This is a genomic window from Brevundimonas sp. SS2672, from assembly GCF_059579685.1.
Map to the genome: position 1 here is coordinate 501,966 of NZ_CM184201.1, position 20,330 is coordinate 522,295.

15 protein-coding genes are annotated in these 20,330 nt (G+C 67.5%); 4 read left to right on the top strand and 11 right to left on the bottom strand.

The window, feature by feature from the left end:
- Positions 1–8 precede the first annotated feature (8 nt).
- Positions 9–1,451: an aldehyde dehydrogenase family protein gene (locus AC52GN_RS02485; RefSeq protein WP_496528059.1), complete on the bottom strand. Its 1,443-nt coding sequence runs from the start codon at positions 1,449–1,451 to the stop codon at positions 9–11.
- Between the two features lie 75 nt (positions 1,452–1,526).
- The gene (locus AC52GN_RS02490) at positions 1,527–3,773 is read right to left on the bottom strand and encodes a glycoside hydrolase family 88 protein (RefSeq protein ID WP_496528060.1); all 2,247 of its coding nucleotides are present in this window, start codon (positions 3,771–3,773) and stop codon (positions 1,527–1,529) included.
- A gap of 157 nt (positions 3,774–3,930) precedes the next feature.
- Between AC52GN_RS02490 and AC52GN_RS02495 the strand changes: the two genes are divergently transcribed.
- Entirely contained in the window at positions 3,931–5,313 is a 1,383-nt protein-coding gene (locus tag AC52GN_RS02495; protein ID WP_496528061.1) for a glycoside hydrolase family 28 protein, read from the top strand.
- 146 nt (positions 5,314–5,459) lie between these two features.
- Here AC52GN_RS02495 and AC52GN_RS02500 read toward each other — a convergent pair whose 3' ends face one another.
- From AC52GN_RS02500 to rhmD, 9 genes are all read right to left on the bottom strand, one after another.
- Positions 5,460–6,377 (bottom strand): TonB-dependent receptor, encoded by a 918-nt coding sequence (locus AC52GN_RS02500; protein WP_496528840.1) that lies wholly within the window; start codon positions 6,375–6,377, stop codon positions 5,460–5,462.
- Positions 6,361–8,202, bottom strand: a complete 1,842-nt coding sequence (locus AC52GN_RS02505) for a TonB-dependent receptor (RefSeq protein ID WP_496528062.1) — start codon at positions 8,200–8,202, stop codon at positions 6,361–6,363. The genes AC52GN_RS02500 and AC52GN_RS02505 overlap by 17 nt, the downstream gene beginning before the upstream one ends.
- Positions 8,203–8,468: 266 nt before the next feature.
- Complete coding sequence (locus AC52GN_RS02510) at positions 8,469–9,959, bottom strand: oligogalacturonate lyase family protein (RefSeq protein WP_496528063.1); 1,491 nt, start codon at positions 9,957–9,959, stop codon at positions 8,469–8,471.
- 31 nt (positions 9,960–9,990) lie between these two features.
- Complete coding sequence (locus tag AC52GN_RS02515; RefSeq protein WP_496528064.1) at positions 9,991–12,276, bottom strand: hypothetical protein; 2,286 nt, start codon at positions 12,274–12,276, stop codon at positions 9,991–9,993.
- Complete coding sequence (locus AC52GN_RS02520; protein ID WP_291776978.1) at positions 12,276–13,556, bottom strand: sugar MFS transporter; 1,281 nt, start codon at positions 13,554–13,556, stop codon at positions 12,276–12,278. Before AC52GN_RS02520 ends, AC52GN_RS02515 begins: the two co-directional genes overlap by 1 nt.
- Before the next feature lie 61 nt (positions 13,557–13,617).
- Positions 13,618–14,520: an amidohydrolase family protein gene (locus AC52GN_RS02525; RefSeq protein WP_496528065.1), complete on the bottom strand. Its 903-nt coding sequence runs from the start codon at positions 14,518–14,520 to the stop codon at positions 13,618–13,620.
- Positions 14,521–14,533: 13 nt separating this feature from the next.
- Entirely contained in the window at positions 14,534–15,286 is a 753-nt protein-coding gene (locus tag AC52GN_RS02530) for an SDR family NAD(P)-dependent oxidoreductase (protein ID WP_496528066.1), read from the bottom strand.
- Positions 15,283–16,146 (bottom strand): 2,4-didehydro-3-deoxy-L-rhamnonate hydrolase, encoded by an 864-nt coding sequence (locus tag AC52GN_RS02535; RefSeq protein ID WP_452111652.1) that lies wholly within the window; start codon positions 16,144–16,146, stop codon positions 15,283–15,285. The genes AC52GN_RS02530 and AC52GN_RS02535 overlap by 4 nt, the downstream gene beginning before the upstream one ends.
- Positions 16,147–16,158: 12 nt before the next feature.
- Positions 16,159–17,364, bottom strand: a complete 1,206-nt coding sequence (rhmD, locus tag AC52GN_RS02540; protein ID WP_496528067.1) for an L-rhamnonate dehydratase — start codon at positions 17,362–17,364, stop codon at positions 16,159–16,161.
- 150 nt (positions 17,365–17,514) lie between these two features.
- On the opposite strand from rhmD, the gene AC52GN_RS02545 reads away from it, so the two are divergent.
- Genes AC52GN_RS02545 through lldD form a run of 3 tightly spaced genes read left to right on the top strand, consistent with a single transcriptional unit; the run spans position 17,515 to position 20,248 of the window.
- Positions 17,515–18,312 (top strand): IclR family transcriptional regulator, encoded by a 798-nt coding sequence (locus tag AC52GN_RS02545; protein WP_496528068.1) that lies wholly within the window; start codon positions 17,515–17,517, stop codon positions 18,310–18,312.
- A gap of 24 nt (positions 18,313–18,336) precedes the next feature.
- Positions 18,337–19,098 (top strand): L-rhamnose 1-dehydrogenase Lra1, encoded by a 762-nt coding sequence (gene lra1, locus AC52GN_RS02550; RefSeq protein ID WP_496528069.1) that lies wholly within the window; start codon positions 18,337–18,339, stop codon positions 19,096–19,098.
- A gap of 10 nt (positions 19,099–19,108) precedes the next feature.
- Positions 19,109–20,248 (top strand): FMN-dependent L-lactate dehydrogenase LldD, encoded by a 1,140-nt coding sequence (gene lldD, locus AC52GN_RS02555; protein ID WP_346520817.1) that lies wholly within the window; start codon positions 19,109–19,111, stop codon positions 20,246–20,248.
- Positions 20,249–20,330 lie beyond the last annotated feature (82 nt).

Below are 20,330 nucleotides of genomic sequence, written 5' to 3' on the forward strand. Positions count from 1 at the left end.
CGCCCGTCTCACCCGGCGGAGTAGCTGGTTTTGGTCTGGGTGTAGAAGTCTGCGGCGGCGAAGCCCTGTTCGCGGGGGCCGTAGCTGGACTTCTTCGTGCCGCCGAAGGGGACGTGGTAGTCGACGCCCGCCGTGGCCAGGTTGACCATGGTCATGCCCGCCTTGGCGCGGCGCTGGAAGTCGCGCGCGTGTTTCAACGACTGGGTGACGATGCCCGCCGACAGGCCGAACTCCACCCCGTTGGCGACCGCCAGGGCCTCTTCATAGGAGGCGACGCGGATGGTCGAGGCGACGGGGCCGAACACTTCCTCGGTGTTGATGCGGGCGTCGGCCTGGGTGTCGACGATCAGGGTCGGCTGGACGTACCAGCCCGGCTTGTCGAGGCTGAGACGTTCGCCGCCCGCCAGCACGCGGCCCCCGCCGTCGCGGGCGATGTCGATGTAGTCATAGGCGGTCTGGCGCTGGGCCTCGGTCACGGCGGGGCCCATCTGGGTCGCAGGGTCGAGGGCGTCGCCGACGCGCAAAGCCTTCACCTTCTCGGCCAGGGCGGCGACGAAGCGGTCGTGGATTCCGTCCTGCACGATCAGGCGGCTGGAGGCGGTGCAGCGCTGGCCGGTGGCGAAGAAGCTGCCGTCCAGGGCGATGGCCACGGCGCGCTCCAGATCGGCGTCGTCCAGAACGATCAGCGGGTTCTTGCCGCCCATCTCCAGCTGCACGCGGGCCTGGCGTTTCATCGCCCCCTCGGCCACGCCGGCGCCGACCTTCTGCGAGCCGGTGAAGCTGATTCCGTCCACGTCCGGATGGGCGACGATGGCGCGGCCGACGTCGCCGTCGCCGATGACCATGTTGACCACGCCGCCGGGCAGGCCCGCCTCATGCAGGATGGCGATCAGGGCCTCGGCCGTGGCCGGGGTCGGACCGGCGGGCTTGATGACCACGGTGTTGCCGAAGGCGATGGCCGGGGCGATCTTCCAGGCCGGAATGGCGATGGGGAAGTTCCACGGGGTGATCAGGCCGAACACCCCGACCGGCTGGCGATAGGTCTGGATCTCGACGCCCGGCCGGGTCGAGGCCAGGTTCTGGCCGTGCAGGCGCAGGGCTTCGCCGGCGAAGAACTTGAGGATGCGGGCGGCGCGGGCGGTCTCGCCTATGCCCTCGGCCAGGGTCTTGCCCTCTTCGCGCGACAGCAGGCGGCCGACCGCCTCGCGCCGCTCCATCAGCAGGGTCCCGGCCCGGTCCAGGATGTCCGAGCGGACCTCGGGCGCGGCGTCGGCCCAGGGGCCGAAGGCGGCGCGCGCCGCCTGGACCGCCTGATCCACCTCGGCCGCCCCGCCCTTGGGCGTGCGCGCCACGACCTGACGCGTATCGGACGGGTTCAGGCTCTCGCCCGGCCGCGACCCGGCGATCTTCTCGCCGCCGATCCAGTGCGATAGCTCAAGCGTCTCGGTCATGGGGATCATCCTTGTTGCAGGGCTGGATTGCCCGACGACGGCTGTTCGGACAAGGCCCCGGATGATCCCATGCCGTCAGAAAGCCAGGGCCGTGGAGGCCACGTGCGCTTCCCAGGCTTCGCGGGTCTTGAAGTCCAGGCCGCCGTCCCAGGCGGAGCCCATGTAGTAGGTGAAGGGCCGGCCCGGCGTGACGCGGACCAGGATCAGATAGTTGTCGGCGTCCTCGGCGAAGCCTTCGACCTGGGCCGGGTCGACGGCGATGGCGATGCCGATAGAGCCGTGCTCGGGATTGGCCGGCTCCCAGAACATCAGGCGGCCGTTGGCGGCGTCGCGGGTAACGAAGCCGGCGCCCGCCGCGTTGCGGCGCTTGGATATGCCGACGCCGACGATCAGGGGCTCGCTCGTGTCCGAGTTCAGGGTCGAGGTCATGCGGGTGAAGCTGGAGCCCAGCGGCAGGCTGAACTCGCGCGTCTCCCAGACCTTGCGGGCCACATCGACGGGCCAGGGGCGATAGTCGACGCTGAAGCGGGCCTCGTCGCCGCCGGTCGCCTCGATGCGATAGGTCGAGAAGTTGCGGCTGGTCCACAGCTTGTTGTCGTACCAGACGCCCAGGCCGCCCGCGCCGCGACCACGACCGACGTCGTAGTAGTCAAGCCCCTCGCCGCGATCGACGTGGTAATTGGGGAAGCGCAGCTGGCGGTCCATGTAGGGATAGCGAACGCGCTTGACCCAGACGTCGACGCCCGAGCCGGAGGGCGCTTCTCGCGCCTCCAGGGCGGGACCGTAGATGCGGTGCGCGACGCGGTCGTTCTCCCACAGAAGATCGTCGAGGCGGTCGGGCGCGAAGCGGACGACGGCGCGAGGCTGCTGCTGGTCGGCGGGCGGCGGGGTCAGGCGTTCGACCTCGGCGGGGCGGCTCAGCGAGGACGGATCATAGGCCAGGGCGCGGGTCGCCTGCATCTCCTCGGCGCGACGCTTGATCTCGGCCTCGCCGACGACGGTGACCGGCGCGGGCGGCGCGGGCGTGGTGGCGGCGATCACCTCGGGCGCATCGCGCGCAGGCTCGGCCAGGGGGAGGCTCTTTTGCGGGCCGTTCAGGTCGGCGACCTCCAGCCCCGCCAGGATGTAGGTCCCGGTGGTGTAGAGGCCGACCTCGTTCGGATCGGTCGGGACGGGCATGTCGCCGGTCTTCTGCGTGGCGCCGATCAGGCCGCTGGGCAGGACGTGGCGGTTGAGCGCGGCCCAGCCCTTGAGCACGGCGGGCTCATAGGTCGCGCGGTCCAGCAGGCCGTGGTTGATCCCCCAGGCCAGGGCGTAGACGTAGAAGACTGAACCCGAGGTCTCGGCCTGCGGATAGAGTTCGGGGGCCAGCAGGCTGGCGCGCCACAGGCCGTCGTCCTGCTGCAGTTCGCGGATGCGTCCGGCCATGGCCTGGAAGATGTCGACGTAGTCCTGACGGCCCTCGAAATCGGCGGGCATGGCCTCCAGGGTGCGGGCCAGGCCGCCCATGACCCAGCCGTTGGCGCGGCTCCAGTAGACGGGCTGGCCATTGGCCTCGGTGCGGCCCTCGAAGCGCTGGTCGCGCAGGAAGAGGCGCTGCTCGGGGACCCACAGGCGGTCGATGGTGCGCCGGAACTCCTTGTCCATGGCGCGGACGTACTTCGGGTCGCCGGTCACCGCCGACATGCGCGCCAGAACCGGCGGCGCCATGTAGAGGGCGTCGGCCCACCACCAGATCAGGGCGTCAGTCTCGGTCGCGCGGTTCAGGTGCGGGATCATATAGTCCAGCCGCTGGCGCAGCGGCATCAGCACTCCGTCCTGACCCCGGCGCGAATAGAGCTCCAGATACAGGTCGCCGATGGTCTGGTCGTCGGCGTTCAGCATGGTCGGACCCGAGCGCGCGCCGCGCAGGCTGTAGTTGTAGTGCTCGGCCACGGCCGTCAGGAAGCGCAGCGTCTCGGGGTCGTCCGAGACGCGCGCCAGCCGCGCCGCGCCGATGTAGAAGGTCGCGGCCACCCAGTTGGACGACATCTGCGTCAGATTGCTGCCGGTCGACAGGGCCAGGGGACGCGAGGCCATGTCGGTGATCTGGGAGGAGGCGACGTATTCGACCGCCGCCAGGGTCTGTTCGCGCGAAGGGCGGGCGTCCGCGCGGAAATCCAGGTTGGGGCGCGGGCGCGCGGTCAGCCATTCGGCCTCGACGCCGGGGTTGGACTGCGGCGCCCAGGGCTCGCCTGCGGCCGATTGGGCGAGCGCAGGTGCGGTCAAGACGGTGCTGGCGAGCAGGAATGCGATCGTCGGGGCGGCGCGGCGTAGCGTCACAGGCGTTCTCTCCGGTACGGACCCCGTGGCGTTTGGGGTTTCACTATTTGCTGATGCGTACCATAAAATGGTCTTCAACCAGCGCAAGCCGGAATGACACCGGTAAACCGCGACAAGACGCCGTCCATCCTGCGGCGCGACCATGTGAGGAACGCCTATGCATCGCCGCTCTTTGTTGCAACTCGGGATTACCGGCACCCTGGCGACCGGCGTGGCGGCCGCGCCCGCCTGGGCGCAGGGAACCGGCCGGACCTTCGACGCCGCCGACTTCGGCGCGGTCGGGGACGGCGAGACCATCAACACCCGTCCGATCCAGGCCGCCATCGACGCGGCGGCGGGGGCGGGCGGCGGCACGGTGGTGCTGAAGCCCGGCGTCTATCTGTCCGGCTCCCTGTTCGTGAAGTCGAACGTCACCCTGCTGATCGGGCGCGGCGCGACGCTGAAGGGGCTGCGCGACATCGCCGCCTATCCCATGGTGCGCACGCGCGTCGCCGGGATCGAGATGGAGTGGCCCGCGGGCCTGCTGAACGTCTATCGGGAGCGGAACGCCCGCATCACCGGCGAAGGGCTGGTCGACGGCGACGGCAAGGTCTTCTGGGACGCCTATTGGGCGATGCGGCGCGATTATGACCCGCGCGACCTGCGCTGGGCGGCGGACTACGACTGTCGCCGCCCGCGCCTGATCCATGTCTATGATGCGGACCAGGTCGAGGTGTCGGGCCTGAACCTGGCGCGTTCGGGCTTCTGGACCGTGCACGTCTGCTATTCGCGCGACGTGAAGGTGTCGGACCTGATCATCCGCAACAACCTGGGCGGCCGGGGCCCCTCGACCGACGGGATCGACATCGATTCCTCGGAGCGGGTGCTGGTCGAGCGCTGCGACCTGTCGGTCAACGACGACGCCATCTGCATCAAGGCGGGGCGCGACTGGGACGGCCTGAGGGTCGCCCGGCCGTGCCGCGAGGTGAAGGTGCGCGACTGCATCGTGCGCGACGCCCTGGCCGGCATGACCTTCGGCAGCGAGACCTCGGGCGGGTTCCAGGACATCGAGGTGTCGGGCCTGCGGATCGAATACCCCGTGCCGCTGGGAATCTTCTTCAAGTCGGGCCACACGCGCGGCGGGGTCATCAACAACATCGCCCTGCGGGACATCCACTTGCAGGACGTGGCGACCCTGTTCCGGGTGAATCTCAACTGGTATCCGAACTACTCCTACGCCCAGATCCCCGCGGGCATGACGGATGTTCCGGACTATTGGCGGGCGCTGGCGACGCCGGTCCCGCGCGAGCAGGGCGTGCCCCGCATCCGCGACGTGCGCCTGTCGGACATCAGGGCGGTGGGCGGCAAGATCGGCTTCGAGGCCGCCGCCTATGAGGAAGCGCCCCTGCGCGACTTCACCTTCGAGCGGCTGCGTTGGGACGTGCGCGAGGCGGGGACCATCGCCAACGCCGACAACTGGCGCTTCATCGACTGCGACATCGACACCCTGGACGGAACGGGACCCAAGGTCACGGCGTCGCGCGGCGTGGTCGGCCTCTGAGGCGTTTTGTCCGGAACGGACTGTTCAAACCCCGACGTTTCGGCGTCGGGGTTTTTCTTCGCCCGAATGCAGGGAGCCGAACAGAAAAAAGGCCCGGAGCAAATGCTCCGGGCCGAGTGGTACGCTGAAAGGTTCAGGGAGGTGAATCAGTATTTCCAGCGCAATCCGATAGCGATCTCGCGACCCGTGTGACGGTAGTCAGAGATGCGGTTCGTCTCGTCGACGTAGCGATCGTTGTACTCGTCGGTCAGGTTGATGCCTTCCAGCGAGATCGTCATGCTGTCCGAGATGTCGTAGGACATCGAGGCGTCGACGTAGGTCGTCGCGTTCATGCCCTCTTCCGAGTTGCCGTTGCCGCCCGGGAACGACATCAGATAGCCGCTGCGGTAGGCCGCTGAGACACGAGCCTGGAAGGGGCCGTCCTCGTAATACAGCGTCGTGTTGAAGGTGTTCTTCGACTGACCCGTCAGGCGGTTCTTGCCGGCGGCGCCATAGTCGACCTCAGAGTCGACATAGGTGAAGTTGCCGATAAAGCCGAAGTTCGACCACAGGCCAGGCAGGAAGGTGAAGGGCTGCTGGTACTGGATCTCCAGGCCATGCAGCGAACCGCCCTCGCCGTTGAGCTTGCGCGTGACCTGGAAGACGTCGGTCGGACGCGCGGCGCCTTGCAGCAGTTCGTCGGGCAGACCCAGATCGCTCCAGACGATCGATTCCGTCACCGAGGTGATGAAGCTGTCGATGTCCTTGTAGAAGACGGCGGCGGCCAGCAGGCCTTCGTTCTGGAAATACCACTCGACCGACAGGTCGTAGTTGGTGGCGCGGAACGGATCCAGCAGCGGGTTGCCGTAGGACACGGTGCGCGTGGTCGGCGAGACGCCGCCGCCCGGGGTCAGGTCGCCCAGGGTCGGACGCGACATCACCTTGGCGGCGCCCAGGCGGATCACCAGGTCGTCGCGCGGTTCGATGGCCAGGTTGAACGACGGCAGGACGTCGTCGTAGTCGTTATAGGCGGTGACGTAGTCGTAGCTGGTGGTCGTGTTGCCGGCGTCATCCTTGACGGTGATCGTCTGCCAGCCCTTGGATCTCGACTTCCGTCTTGGCGTAGCGGACGCCGACGTTGCCGCGCACCGTCATGTTGGCGACCTCGGTGTTGAAGTCGGCCTGGACGAAGACGCCCTTGTCCGTTTCGTCGACTTCGCGCTCGCTGCGGTTCGGCACCAGCGGGTCGTCGTAGACGCTGAGGAAGTCGTTGATCTTCGAGATGTCGGGAACGATGAAGCTCAGGTCCGACCCCGCCGGCACGCCGATCTTGCCGTCGATGCTGACGATCTTGCCCAGGGCGTCCACGCCGGTGATCCGGTCAGCGCCCGCCGTAGCCGTCTGAGCCCGCGCCACGCCCCAGGTGCTGAATCCGTAGGTGCGGTATTCGCCGCCGGCCTTGAAGGTGATGGAAGGCGTCCAGTCGTACTCCAGGGCGCCGGCGAAGACGTTGTTGTCGAAATCGCCGCCGCTGGTGGAGCGCGTGCCCTGGATCAGGGTGAAGTCCTTGCCCGAGGTGATGTCGAAGCCGTAGTCGATCATCGGCAGGCGATCGTTGCCGCGGAAGTCGATGGTGTAGCCGTTCACCCCCGCCTGTTCGAAGGCGTAGGTGACGTTTGTCGGCGTGCGAGCTTCGGATTTGTTGAGGCCCAGCTTCATGTTGCCGCGCAGGCGATCCGTGAAGTCGTGGCGGACGTTCAGCGAGGCCTGGGCGAAGGTGCTTTCATTGCGGGTGAAGCCGTTTTCCGAGCGCACCAGCATATTGTCGAACACGCCGTAGGACAGGGTGTTCTTGCCGGCGTCGATGGCGTAGTCGCGCACGATGACGTTGTTGACGGCCGCGCGGCTGAAAGCCCAGGCCTCGACGTTGGGGCTTTCCAGTTCGGGATTCAGGCGGGACCACAGCAGGTCCAGAACGACCTCTGTGCGGTCGCTGGGCCGCCATTGCAGGGCGCCGGTCATGCCCAGGCGGTCTTCCTGGGTGTTGCCGAAGGTGTAGCGTGGGATGCGTGGATAGAAGGCGTTCAGCAGTTCAGTGCGCTGGGCCTCCGTGGTGCAGGGAACGCAGCCGCCGAAGTTCTGACCAACGCCGTAGGCTTTCGTCGGGTCGCCCTTCTGCCAACGGGTCGTGTTGAAGCTCTCGAGGATAGGCGAACGTTCGGAATAGGCGATGGAGCCCAGGATGCCGAAGGTCTTGCTGTCGTTCGACCAGCTCAGCAGGCCGGCCGTGCGCGGGACGGTCTTCTCCGACAGGTCGTTGTAGGAGGCCTGGACCGACAGGGCGGAGTTGAAGCCGCTGTTCGCGAAGTCCAGCGGGCGGCCGGTCTGCAGGTCGACGGTCGATCCCAGCGAGCCTTCCTCGATCTCGGCCGACTGGGTCTTGCGGACCTTGATGCTGTTGAACAGCTCGGACGCGAACATCGAGAAGTCGAAGCTGCGGTTGCGGTTGCCGCCCGACGCCGCCTGGGCCTCCAGGCCGTTGATGCGGGTGCGGGTGAAGTCGGCGCCCAGGCCGCGCACCGAGATGGTCGTGCCCTGACCGTTGACCCGTTCGATGGTCACGCCGGGCAGGCGCTGGATGGCCTCGGCCAGGTTCTGGTCGGGGAAGTCGGCGATGTCTTCAGCCAGGATGGCGTCGACGGCGCCGGCCTCGCGGCGCTTGACGTTCAGCGCCTGCTGCAGGCTGGAGCGGAAGCCGGTGACGACGATCTCGTCGACGACGGTGGCGTCCTCGCCCGTGGTCTGATCGGCGGCGTCCTGGGCCATGGCGGGCGCAACGCCCCACATCAGGGCGGTGGCGGAAGCGCCGGCGACACAGAGGGCGCGGACGTTGCGGAAGGGTCGTGCCATATTTCTCTCCCCGCACCGAAGCCCGTGGCACCGGTGTCATTTGTTGGTATGCTGTTGCGTATAGTTGGACGATACGCGTGTCACTTCTTGCAACAGCTTCCCGCTTTTTGCAACAGGCTCGTGTCAGCCTCCGTGCGAGACTGCAGTGAGCCGCGAAAACAGCGACGATTTCATGAGGTTACGGAACCTGCCTCAAGGTGTCGCCGAAACAGGAAGGGCCCCGGATCGCTCCGGAGCCCTTTTTCGTAGAGGGGAGACGGCGGGCGTCAGGCCGCCCGCGCCACCTCCACCGCATAGACGTGATTGGCGCCATGCATGTTGGAGACGAAGACGATCCATCGGCCGTCCGGCGTGAAGGTCAGGTTGGGCTCCAGCCGGTAGTCATGGTTCGACAGGTCGACCAGGCGCTGTGATCGCAGATACTCGACGCTGATCTGATCGTCCTTGTCGCTGGACGGATCCTCGTCGACGATCGGCTCGGGACGCAGCAGGACGAGCCATTTTCCGTCCGGCGCATGGGCGACCATGTCGCCGTCGCCGCCGTCGCCCGCGAACATCCGTCCGTCCGGCGAGACGTTGTAGTGCACCGACCAGTCGTTCTGTTCGACCCGGCGATAGACGCGCTTGCCTGTCTCCAGGTCCACGGAGGCGACCCAGAAGACCTGGCCGCGCGGCGTCTGCAGATCATAGAGCACCTGCCTGCCGTCGGGGCTGAACCACTCGTGGCCGAAGATCTCGAAATTCATGGTCCGCTGGTGCGTCTTGCGCAGGTCCGAGCCGTCGACCTTCATCGTCCACATGCGGTCGACCCGGTGCCAGGGGCCTTCGTGGCAGAAGATGATGCGATCGGGATCGGTCGGCGAGAATTGGGTGTGGCCGATCCATTCATTGGTCTTGTGGATCACGCGGCGTTCGCCGGTCGCCATGTCGATGACGAAGATCTCCATCGGATAGCGGGCGGCCCAGCGCTGCAGCATCCGCACGCCCTTGGCGCGAGCGAAGTTCAGCGGCTTTCCGTCCGGCCCGGCTGCTTCGTATTCGGCCTGGTCGAAGCGGCGGTTGCGCGGATCGCCGACGCCGGGCTGGAGCGGCTGGGAATCATAGGCGACGAAGCCGAGCAGCAGGGTCTCGTCGGCATTGACCGAATTGACCTGGCCGTTCGGAATGCGGCCGATCCGGCGCACGCGCCGGGTGTCCGCATCGATGACATAGAGGGTCTTGGCGCGGTCCATCAGCTGGGCCTCGCCCGGCTCGGTGACCGAATAATAGACGTTACGGCCCTTGCGCCCCGTGAACATCAGATCGGCGTTCTGGTCGGGAACCAGCACGCTGAGCGCCCAGGTCTTCAGGTCCACGGTCGAGACGCCCTGGGGCGTGGAGATGACCATGAGGTCGGGCGCGCCCGCCTTCGCCGGCAGGAACATGTTCTTGTAGAAGTAGGGCTTGCCGCCGCCGCCGTCGGGCGAGACCCGGCGGATGCGATGGCCTGTGCGCGGATCGACCCATTCGCGCGGGACCGGGCCGGACCATTGCGGCGCCTGGTGCGGCGTCTCCTGGGTCGAGGGCGGCGCGGTGTTCGGGGCAGGCCAGGCGGGAACCTGGCCCTCCGGCGGCAGGGGCGGTTCGATCAGGGGAGCGGCGGCTTGCGGCGCAGCGGATCGCGCTGCGGCTGCGCCGGCGGGGGCCGCCAGGGCGGGGGTGGCCAGAGCGGGGGCGGCTAGCAGGGCCTTCAGGGCAAGGCGTCGGGACGTCGTCATCGGGCGTTCCTTGTGTAATCGCAAAGCAGGGTCAGGGAGCGGGCGTCAGGCCTTCGACCCGCACGGTCCAGCCTTCCTTGGGGAAGCCGGGCGCGTGGCCGGTCGAACCGTCCCAGCCGCCGGCCATCAGGCCCACCGCCATCAGCAGGGAGCCGTTGGAGGGGAAGTAGGTCTCGGCCGCCCGCCGATAGCCGGCGCCGTCGGGGTTGACCGCCATCTCGACGCCGCCGGCTCCGGCCGAGACCGGCACCAGTTCGTCGGCGTGCTCGTCCAGGTGGACGCGCGGGGTCATGCCGGTGACGCCCCACTGGTTGTTCTTCAGATCGGCGAACAGCCAGTCGACGGCCTTTTCCGGTTCGCCCAGGCGGGCGGCGGTCATGGCCATCATGGGGAAGTCCCAGCCCCAGGTCTGACGCACGTCCCAGTTCCGCTCCACCGCCTCGAAGGTGCGGCGCATGGCGTCCGGGTCGATGCGGGCGCCGGGAATGAAGCCGTAGGCCATCAGGAAGGAGGGGTGGTCGCGGTTCTTGCACTGGGCCGCCGCCGCGTGCTTGCGGCAGGCGTCGGACATGGCCGTCTCCCAGAAGTCCGGCACGCTCTCGACCGGCAGGTAGAGGCCGTCCTTCATCGCGGGCGGGGCGATCTTCGCCAGGGCCTGATCCCAGTCGGCGCGGCGGGGCTGGCCCTGACGGACGCGCCATTGCTGGGCGGTCTCCAGCGCCCAGCGGAAATACTCGACCTCGAAGGTCGGGTTGATCGTGGTCAGGGGATCATAGTTTTCCTGGGCCGGGATCATCGGCGCGCCCAGATTCAGGCGGCCGTTCGCCTCGATCGGCCAGGAGGCCAGCAGGTCGGCGGTGGCCTCGACCAGTTCGGCGTAGCGGCCCAGGACGGCAGGGTCCTTTTCCGATCGCCAGATCAGTTCGGCCAGCAGGATCGGGTGCGGCTGCTGCCACATGATGAAGGGCGAAACCAGGCTGGGGCTGTTGCGGCCCTCGGGCCCGACCATCTTGGGCCACCAGGCGCCCTTGACCCCGTGACGCGCGGCCTCGGCGCGGGCGTTGTCGAGGTTGCCCAGATACCAGGGCAGGCTGCGCTCCAGCAGTTCGGGGCGGCCCCACATGGCCTGCCAGCCGGCGTGCCAGGGATGCATCTCCAGGTGGAACTTGCCGTACCAGGAGTTGGAGAAGAGACCCTCTTCCTGTGGCGGCAGCTCGCCCGCGCCGTTCACGGCGGACAGATACTGCGACAGCACCACGCGACGCTCCAGCTCATGAGCGCGCGGATCGGTCGAACCCGAGAAGTCGACGGCGCCGCCCTCGCTCCAGAAGGCGTTCCAGTGACGGGTGACGGCCTCAACGCTGGCGGAATAGGCGGGGGCGATGGTCTTGTCGGCCTGTTGATCGAAACGGACCATGACGGTCAGCCGGTCGCGGCCGTTGGCGACGACGCTGAAGCTGTCGGCCCCGCTTTGTTCGATCTTTCCCGAGCCGATGATGCCTGAATAGTAGACGGTGTCGTCCAGCGTCCGACGAATGCGGACGTCGCCCGTATCGAAGGCGACGACCTCAAGGCCCTGGGCGCCCGTTGCTTCGAAGCTGGTGGGATCGGGGTTGATGGCCGGGTTCACGCTCGGATAGCGGACCTGAACGCCCAGGCCCTGAGACGCGACCAGAGACGAGGAGATCTCGACCATCACCATGTCCAGGGTCGGATGGACGCGGGTCACGACCTCGACGGGCTGGCCGTCATAGGTGAAGCGGCTGGTCAGGGCGCCGGTCCACAGATCCAGCGTCTGGCGGGAGTCGGCCACCTTGGCGAAGTCCAGCGTGCGGCCGTCATTGAACGTCAGGCCGATGCGGCTGAGCGAGATGCGATGCGGATTGGCCCGCAACCAGGTATAGGCGGGGTTGGTCTCTGCATCCGCCCAGGACTTCATCCAGGCGTAGGGCTGTTCGCCGCGTCCGGGGACGGTGACGTTCACGAGGCCGTCCTGCTCGGTATAGCCCTCGGGATTGGGGAAGCTGTGCCAGCCCCACTGGGCCATGGTCAGCAGGGGAGCCAGTTCGGAATACTGCTCCGGGAAGGTCTGCAGGCCCGTGATGTCGGCGGTGAAGCCCAGATCGCCGTTGCCCAGCATGATCGGGGCGTGGCGATCCACGGCGGTCAGGACGACGTTGTGGCGCGTGACCAGGGCCTGCCGGTCGATCGGCGTCGCAGGCGCGACCGCTGCGACGGGCTGGACTGTCTGGGCGCAGGCGGCCAGCGGAGCGCCGACCAGGAGGGTGCAGGCGAGGAGGGCGGAGCGCAGGCGCATCACGAGGCCTCCGCCTTCAGGCCCAGGCCCGCGCCCTTCCAGCCGTACCAGGCGACGACGGCGAAGCAGGCGGCGGGCAGCAGGAAGGCGATGTTGGCGCCGTACAGGTCCGCCAGCTTGCCCATGGGCCAGGGCAGCAGGACGCCGCCGCCGATGGCCATGACCATGAGGGACGACGCCTTCTTGGTGCTGGCCCCCAGGCCCGTGGTGCCCAGGGCGAAGATGGTGGCGAACATGGTCGACATGAAGAAGAAGACGGCGATCAGGGCGATGGGCGACACCTTGTCGATGCCCGCCGAGACGATCAGCGTCAGGATGACGTTGATGACGCCGTAGGTGGTCAGCAGGGCGCGCGGCTTGACCTTGAGCAACAGGCCCGTGGCGGCGAAGCGCCCGACCAGATAGCCGATGGCGGCCAGCGACAGCATGTAGGCGCCCTGTTGCGACGTCAGGTCCTGCCAGTTGTGGGTCACCAGATTGATGAAGTAGGCGCCGATGCCGACCTGGGCGCCGATGTAGAGGGCCTGGGTCACCACGCCGGCGATGAAGTGAGGCTGCTGGGACAATCCTTTAGGAGCATGGGGCTTGGCCGGGGTGTCGCCCGCGACGGACTCGCCGTGGTCGGCCAGGCCGGTTTCGGGCAGGCGGGCGCGCCAGACGACGGCGGCGAACAGCAGGACGGCCACAGCGATCAGACCGTAGACGATCTGGATCGAGCGGGTGGCGCCGCCCAGGGCTTCGGTCGTCGTCGGGCTGAAGAAGACCGCGCCGCCGATCATCGGGCCGATGAAGACGCCCAGGGCGTTGAACGACTGGGCCAGGTTCAGGCGCTGCGAGGCCTTGGCCGGGTCGCCCAGAACGTTGACGTAGGTGTCGGCGGCCGTCTCGAGCACGCACAGGCCGGCGGCCAGCACGAACATGGATCCGACGAAGGGAAGGAAGGCGCCCGCATTGGCCGCCGGGATGAAGAGCAGGGCGCCGATGGCGGTGACGCAGAGGCCAGAGACGATGCCGAACTTGTAGCCGCGCGCGTTCAGCAACATGCCCGCCGGCAGGCTGAGCAGCAGATAGGCGCCGAAATAGGCGATCTGCAGCCAGGAGCTGTCCGCCTGGCTGATGCTGAGCGTTTCCTGGAAGTGCTTGTTCAGCACGTCCAGCAGGCCATAGGCCAGCCCCCAGATCAGGAAGCAGCCGATGGCGAAAGCCAGCGGTCCGCGCAGGTTTCCGGCGGGCAGGGCGAGGCCCCCGGGCGTGTGGGCGGCGTCGGTTTCGATACTCATGTCGTCCTCTCGGGCTTCCTCGGTCCGGCTCCGTCTTGCTGCGGGCTCGGCGAACGATGGATCAGATGCGGTAGATCGCCTCGGCGTTGGCGGCGAACAGGCGGTCGCGTTCCTCGGCCGTGAAGTCGGCCGTGATCGCGTCGAAGGCGGAATAGAAGGCGTCGAACGCGCCGTGGACTCGCTCGACCGGGAAATCGCTGGCGAACATCGCCCGGCGGGCGCCGAAGATGTCGATGCACTCCAGCACGACCGGTCGGATGCTGTCGGGCGTCCAGGCGCGGTCGGTGATGCCGAGGCCGGAAATCTTGATCGAGACCTGGGGGCGTTCGGCCAGGGCCTTCAGCCCGGCGCGCCAGACGGCGATGCCGGCCTCGTCGCGATCGGTCGGCAGACCGGCGTGGTTGATGATCAGGGGGATGTTGGGATGGGCGTCGGCCAGTTCGACCGCCTCGGCCATCTGCGACGGATAGAGCTGTAGATCGAACGACAGGCCGTGGCGGGCCAGCTTGCCGAAGCCCGCGCGCCACGCGGGATCGAGCAGGGGGTCGGTTGGATTGTAGGTCTTCTTCGGATCGGCGTGCCAGCAGACGATCTGGCGCACGCCCCGGACGCTGGACCGGGCGGCGTGGGCCTCCAGCAGGGAGTCCAGATCGGGATCGGTCAGGTCCGCCCCGGCCACCACGCCGTGCGGATAGCCGTAGTCGTCGGCCATGGCCTGAAGCCAGTCCGTCTCGGCCAGCTGCGCGCCGCGCGGCTGGCCGGCCTCGACGTGGACGATCTTGTCGACGCGCCAGTTCGCCGTGTCGGCCAGATAGTCCTTCAGCAGATAGTCTCGGTGGGCGATCGGGGACATGTCCCCCGCCGGATTGTTCGGCAGGGGATCGTCCTGCAGCCAGCCGTAGCGAGCGCGCGACAGGTCCCACAAGTGGACGTGGCAATCGACGATGCGAAGGTCGCGGCCCACTTGCGGCGCTCCTTTAATAGGTGGTGCGGCCGCCCGACGTGTCGAACGTCGAGGCGGTGGTGAAGCTGCATTCTTCCGACGCCATGAAACAGACCATGGCGGCGCTCTCCTCGACTTCGCCCAGACGACCCATCGGGATCTTGGAACGCATGTAGTCGACCTGGCTCTGGGGCAGTTGCTCCAGGATCGGGCTTTCGAAGGTGGCGGGGGTCAGGCTGTTGGCGATGACGCCCTTGCCGGCCAGTTCCTTGCCCAGGGACTTGGTGAAGCCGATCACCCCGGCCTTGGACGCCGAATAGGCGCTGGCGTTGGGATTGCCTTCCTTGCCCGCGACCGAGGCCACGTTGACGATCCGGCCGTAGCCGCTGTCGAGCATATAGGGCGTGACGGCGCGGCAGCAGTAGAAGACGCCGTTCAGATTGATGTCGACCACGCGCTTCCAGCTGTCGACCGGGAACTCCTGCACCGGAACGGTGGCGCCGGTGATGCCGGCCGAGGCGACCAGGATGTCGATGCGTCCGCCCAGGGTCGTGTGCGATTCGGCGGCGGCGGCGGCGACGGCGTCAGGGTCGGCGACGTCCAGGGCGACGACCCCGGTCGCGCCGATCTCTTCGGCGGCGGTCTTGAGCGTCTCGGCGTTCAGGTCCCACAGGACGACCTTGCCGCCTTCGGCGATGATGCGGGCGGCCGAAGCCTTGCCCAGACCCGAGGCCCCGCCGGTGACGACGGCGGTGCGGCCAGCGAAACGTCCTTCATAGGCGCTCATGCGGCGGCGTCCTTCGACCAGGCGACGACCTGCTGGCGCTGCACGCCCAGCTTCTCGATCCCCAGCTCCATGACGTCGCCCGCCTTCAGATAGAAGGGCTCGGGCTTCTGGCCCAGGCCGACGCCGGGCGGGGTGCCCGTGGTGATCAGGTCGCCCGGCTCCAGCGTCATGAACTGGCTGACGTAGGAGACGATCTCGGCGACGCCGAAGATCATGGTCTTGGTGTTGCCGGTCTGCATGCGCTTGCCGTTCAGGTCCAGCCACATGTCGAGTTGCTGCACGTCCCCGATCTCGTCGGTGGTGACGATCCAGGGGCCGACCGGGCCGAAGGTGTCGCAGCCCTTGCCCTTGTCCCAGGTGCCGCCGCGCTCGGTCTGGAAGGCGCGCTCGGACACGTCATTGATCAGGACATAGCCGGCGACGTGGTCCAGGGCGTCCGCCTGTTCGACGTAGGAGGCGCGCTTGCCGATGACGATGCCCAGCTCGACTTCCCAGTCGGTCTTTTCCGAACCACGAGGAATGACAACGGTATCATTCGGGCCCGTCAAACAGGAGACGGCCTTGGTGAAGACCACCGGCTCTTCCGGGATCGGCAGGTTGGATTCGGCGGCGTGGTCGGCGAAGTTCAGGCCGATGGCGATGAATTTGCGCACGCCGTTCACCGGCACGCCATAGCGGGGCGAGCCCTCGACCAGAGGCAGGCTCTCGGGATCGACGGCCTTCAGCGCGGCGAGGCCTTCGCCCCACAGCTGGTCGGGCGTGATGTCGGCGACAATGCCGGACAGATCGCGGATGCGGCCCTCTGAATCGAGAGTGCCGGGCTTTTCCTGGCCCACAGGGCCGTAACGCAGGAGTTTCATGGGGAGGCCTTCTTATCGGGCGTAGGGGCGGTGCAGGGCGATGTCGCGGTTCAGCTCGACGCCGAAACCGGGGGTGTCTGGAACTTTCAGCTTGCCGTTCACCGGAACGGGCTCGCCGATCAACTGCGGATGGAACATGGGCACGACTTCGTCGGCGCCCGGAGCCATCATCAGGAACTCCGCGAACGGGCTGTTATGGCGCGTCACGACGAAATGGTAGGAATAGACGGACGATCCGTGCGGGATCATCAGCACGCCCTTGGAGTCGGCCAGGGCGGAAATTTTCTGCAGTTCGGTCACGCCGCCGCACCAACCCACGTCGGGCTGGATGATGTCGCAGCATTCCATCTCCAGCAGCATGCGGAAGCCCCAGCGGGTGGCTTCATGCTCGCCGGTAGTGACCAGCATGCCCTTGGGCGCGTTCTTCTTCAGCGCCTGATAGCCCCAGTAGTCGTCGGGGCTGAGGGCCTCCTCGATCCACTTCAGGCCCAGTTTGTGGGCTTCATGGGCCAGGCGAGTGGCGTAGTTGAGATCGAGCGCCATCCAGCAGTCGAACATCAGCCAGAAGTCGTCGCCGCAGGCGTTCCGCATGGCCTCAAGCTCGGCCAGGTTCTTGCGCAGCCCCTCTTCACCCTCGGCCGGGCCGTGGTGGAGAGGCATCTTGCCGCCGATGAAGCCCAGTTCCTTGGCCTTATCCGGCCGCGCGCCGGTGGCGTAGAAGGTCAGTTCGTCGCGCACGGCCCCGCCCAGCATGGCGAAGACCGGCTCCTGACGCAGGCGGCCAAGCAGATCCCACAGCGCCAGGTCCACGCCGGAGATGGCGTTCACGACCAGCCCCTTGCGGCCGTAATACTGGGTCGAGAAATACATCTGGTCCCAGATCTTCTCGACCTCGGACGGATCGCGGCCCTCCAGGAAGCGGGCCAGGTGCTTCTCGACGATATAGGCGGCGGGTTCGCCGCCGGTCGTCACCGCAAAGCCGACGACGCCGTTGTCGGCCTCGATCTCCACCACCAGGGTGCCGAGCACATTGATGCCGAAGCTGCGGCGGCTCTGACGGTATTCCGGATACTTCGCCATGGGGGTGGCGATGTGGTCGTCGATCCAGTGGCCGTCGCCCTGGTCGTGATAGTCGGCGCCTCCCCCATGATTGGCGCCCGTGCCGTCGTTTTTCACGACGAAGGCGCGGACGTGCTTGATCCTGGGCAGGCGGCTCATCGGGTATGCACCATATTTCGGCACATAACTCCCATAATGCGGGATTTCACTGGCATTCCTCCGAGCGTGGCGTCAAACTCGATCCCTGTTGCGGGGATCAGCTTGCGTCTTTTGCTACATTCTGGGAATGAGGATTACGAGATGGGACGAATGGCGTCAATCAAGAGCGAACAGGCGGACGGCGAAGCGGAGGTCGGGGCGAAGGCCTCCGGCAGCCAGACCCTTCTGCGCGGCCTGGACGTGATCGACGCCCTGATCGACGGCTCCCTTCCGTTGGCGGAGTTGTCGGAAAAGCTCGAACTGACGCGCAGCACCACCCATCGCCTGGCCTCGGCCCTGGTCGACCGGCAGATCCTGTCGTTCCGCCCGCGCGAGGGCTATTCCCTGGGACCCAAGCTGCTGGAGCTGGGCCACGCCGCCAGCCAGCAGATGCATCTGCCGCGCGTCGCCCGGCCCTATCTGGAGCATCTGTCCACGGTGACCGACGACACGGTGCACCTGGGCGTGCTGGACGGTCGTCATGCGCTTTACCTGGACAAGGTCCCCGGTCGTCGCCGCGTGAATATCGGTTCGCGCCTCGGCGAGCGTCACCCCATCGCCTCCACTGGACTGGGCAAGGCGCTGATTCTGGACAAGAGCGAGCCGGAATGGTGCGACTTCTACGCGCCAGAAGGGGCCGAATTCGACGCCGCCTCGCGCGCGGTCTGGCTGGAGCGGATGCGCAGCTACGCCGAGAAGGGCCACGCCTTCGACCTTGAGGAGAACGAGGATCAGGTCCGCTGCGTCGCCGCGCCGATTCGGTCCGTCGACGGGCATATCGTGGCCGCGATCAGCGTCTCGTCCGCCGCTCAATACATGTCCGACGCTCGAATGGCCGAACTGACCAAGACGGTCACCGACGCCGCCAACGCCATCAGCGGCGACCTGGGCTGGACCCCTAAAACCTGAAAACGCTTACTGTACGGAGCCTCCATGCTGCTTAAAGACAAGGTCGTCCTCATCACCGGGGGATCGCGAGGCATCGGGGCCGCCGTGGCCGTGGAAATGGCCAGGCAGGGCGCGGACGTCGCCATCAACAGCCACTCGGGCGGCGCTGCTGCGGCCGAGGTGGTCGCCGCGGTCGAGGCGCAGGGGCGCCGTTGCATCTCGGTCGAGGGCGACGTGGCCCTGCCGGAAACGGCCGCCGCCTTCGTCGAGGCCGCCGTCGAGGCCTTCGGCAAGGTGGACGTCTTCGTCTCCAACGCCGGCATCTGCCCGTTCCACGCCTTCCTCGACATGCCGGCGGAGACGCTGAAGCGCACCATGGAGGTCAACCTCCACGGCGCCTATTTCATGACCCAGGCCGCCGCGAACCAGATGGTCAAGCAGGGAAACGGCGGCGCCATCGTCGCCATCAGCTCGATCTCGGCCCTGGTCGGCGGCGAGTTCCAGACCCACTACACCCCGACCAAGGCGGGCGTGCACAGTCTGATGCAGTCCTGCGCCATCGCCCTGGGCAAGCACGGCATCCGCTGCAATTCGGTTCTGCCGGGCACTATTCTGACCGACATCAACAAGGACGACCTAGCCGACCCGAAGAAGCGGGAATACATGGAAGGCCGCATCCCGCTGGGCCGTCTGGGCCAGCCCGAGGACATCGGCGGCGCCGTGGCCTTCCTGGCCTCGGACATGGCGGCCTATGTCACCGGCGCGGCCCTGCTGGTCGACGGCGGCGCCTTCGTGAACCTGCAATAGGCCGTCCAGCGTGAAGGCGGCCTCCATCTCCGACTATCGCGAGCTGGCGCGTCGGCGCCTGCCGCGATTCCTGTTCGAATACATCGACGGCGGCTCCTATGCCGAGACGACGCTGGGGCGGAACGTCAGCGACCTGCGCGACGTGGCCCTGCGTCAGCGGGTGCTGCGCGACGTGTCGGACATCGACCTGTCCACGACCCTGTTCGGACAAGAGGTCAGTTTGCCGGTCGCGCTCGCGCCGGTCGGTCTGGCGGGAATGAATGCGAGGCGCGGCGAGGTTCAGGCCGCCCGCGCCGCCGCCGCCTTCGGCGTGCCCTTCACCCTGTCCACGGTCGGCGCCTGTTCGATCGGAGAGGTGGCGGCGGGCAGTCCGACGCCCTTCTGGTTCCAGCTCTACATGATCCGCGATCGCGCCTTCATGGCCGACCTGCTGGATCTGGCTGAACAGGCGAAATGTCCCGCTCTGGTCTTCACGGTCGACATGCCGGTGCCGGGTTCGCGCTATCGCGACTACCACTCAGGGCTGGCGGGGGCGTCGGGCTTCTTCGGCGACATGCGGCGCGCGCTGCAGGCGGTCGGCCGACCCGCCTGGGCCTGGGATGTGGGCGTCAACGGCGGGCCCCACTCGCTGGGCAATGTCGCGCCGGTGCTGAAGGGCAAGACGGGCATCGACGACTTCTTCGCCTGGATGCGCGACAACTTCGATCCCACCGTGACCTGGGACGATCTGGCCTGGGTGCGTGAGCGCTGGAAGGGGCCGCTGATCATCAAGGGCGTGCTGGACGCTGACGACGCTCGGCGCGTGGCCGATCTCGGGGCTGACGGCCTGGTGGTGTCGAACCACGGCGGGCGTCAGCTGGACGGCGTCCTGTCCTCGACCCGCGCCCTGCCGCCGATCGCCGAGGCGGTCGGGGGGCGGCTGACGGTCCTGGCCGACGGCGGAATCCGCAGCGGCCTGGACGTCGCGCGAATGCTGGCTCTGGGCGCCGACGGCGTGCTGATCGGACGGGCCTGGGCCTATGCCCTGGCGGCGCGGGGAGAGGCGGGGGTCAGCCACGTCCTGAACCTGATGGCGGCCGAGATGAAGGTGGCCATGGCGCTGACCGGCGTCACGCGCGTGGATCAACTGGACCGCAACGCCCTGGCCTGATCCGGGCGGGGCGCGGCTTCTTCAAGAAAAAGGCGCCGGCGAATGGATCGCCGGCGCCCAGGTTTCACCGCTCAGGAGGGCG

Excerpts from the sequence above, each read along its gene's own strand:
- AC52GN_RS02505 (WP_496528062.1), bottom strand. The coding sequence starts at position 8,202 with ATGGCACGACCCTTCCGCAACGTCCGCGCCCTCTGTGTCGCCGGCGCT.
- AC52GN_RS02485 (WP_496528059.1), bottom strand. The coding sequence starts at position 1,451 with ATGACCGAGACGCTTGAGCTATCGCACTGGATCGGCGGCGAGAAGATC.
- AC52GN_RS02535 (WP_452111652.1), bottom strand. The coding sequence starts at position 16,146 with ATGAAACTCCTGCGTTACGGCCCTGTGGGCCAGGAAAAGCCCGGCACT.
- AC52GN_RS02515 (WP_496528064.1), bottom strand. The coding sequence starts at position 12,276 with ATGCGCCTGCGCTCCGCCCTCCTCGCCTGCACCCTCCTGGTCGGCGCT.
- rhmD (WP_496528067.1), bottom strand. The coding sequence starts at position 17,364 with ATGAGCCGCCTGCCCAGGATCAAGCACGTCCGCGCCTTCGTCGTGAAA.
- AC52GN_RS02520 (WP_291776978.1), bottom strand. The coding sequence starts at position 13,556 with ATGAGTATCGAAACCGACGCCGCCCACACGCCCGGGGGCCTCGCCCTG.
- AC52GN_RS02495 (WP_496528061.1), top strand. The coding sequence starts at position 3,931 with ATGCATCGCCGCTCTTTGTTGCAACTCGGGATTACCGGCACCCTGGCG.
- AC52GN_RS02530 (WP_496528066.1), bottom strand. The coding sequence starts at position 15,286 with ATGAGCGCCTATGAAGGACGTTTCGCTGGCCGCACCGCCGTCGTCACC.
- AC52GN_RS02510 (WP_496528063.1), bottom strand. The coding sequence starts at position 9,959 with ATGACGACGTCCCGACGCCTTGCCCTGAAGGCCCTGCTAGCCGCCCCC.
- AC52GN_RS02545 (WP_496528068.1), top strand. The coding sequence starts at position 17,515 with ATGGCGTCAATCAAGAGCGAACAGGCGGACGGCGAAGCGGAGGTCGGG.
- lra1 (WP_496528069.1), top strand. The coding sequence starts at position 18,337 with ATGCTGCTTAAAGACAAGGTCGTCCTCATCACCGGGGGATCGCGAGGC.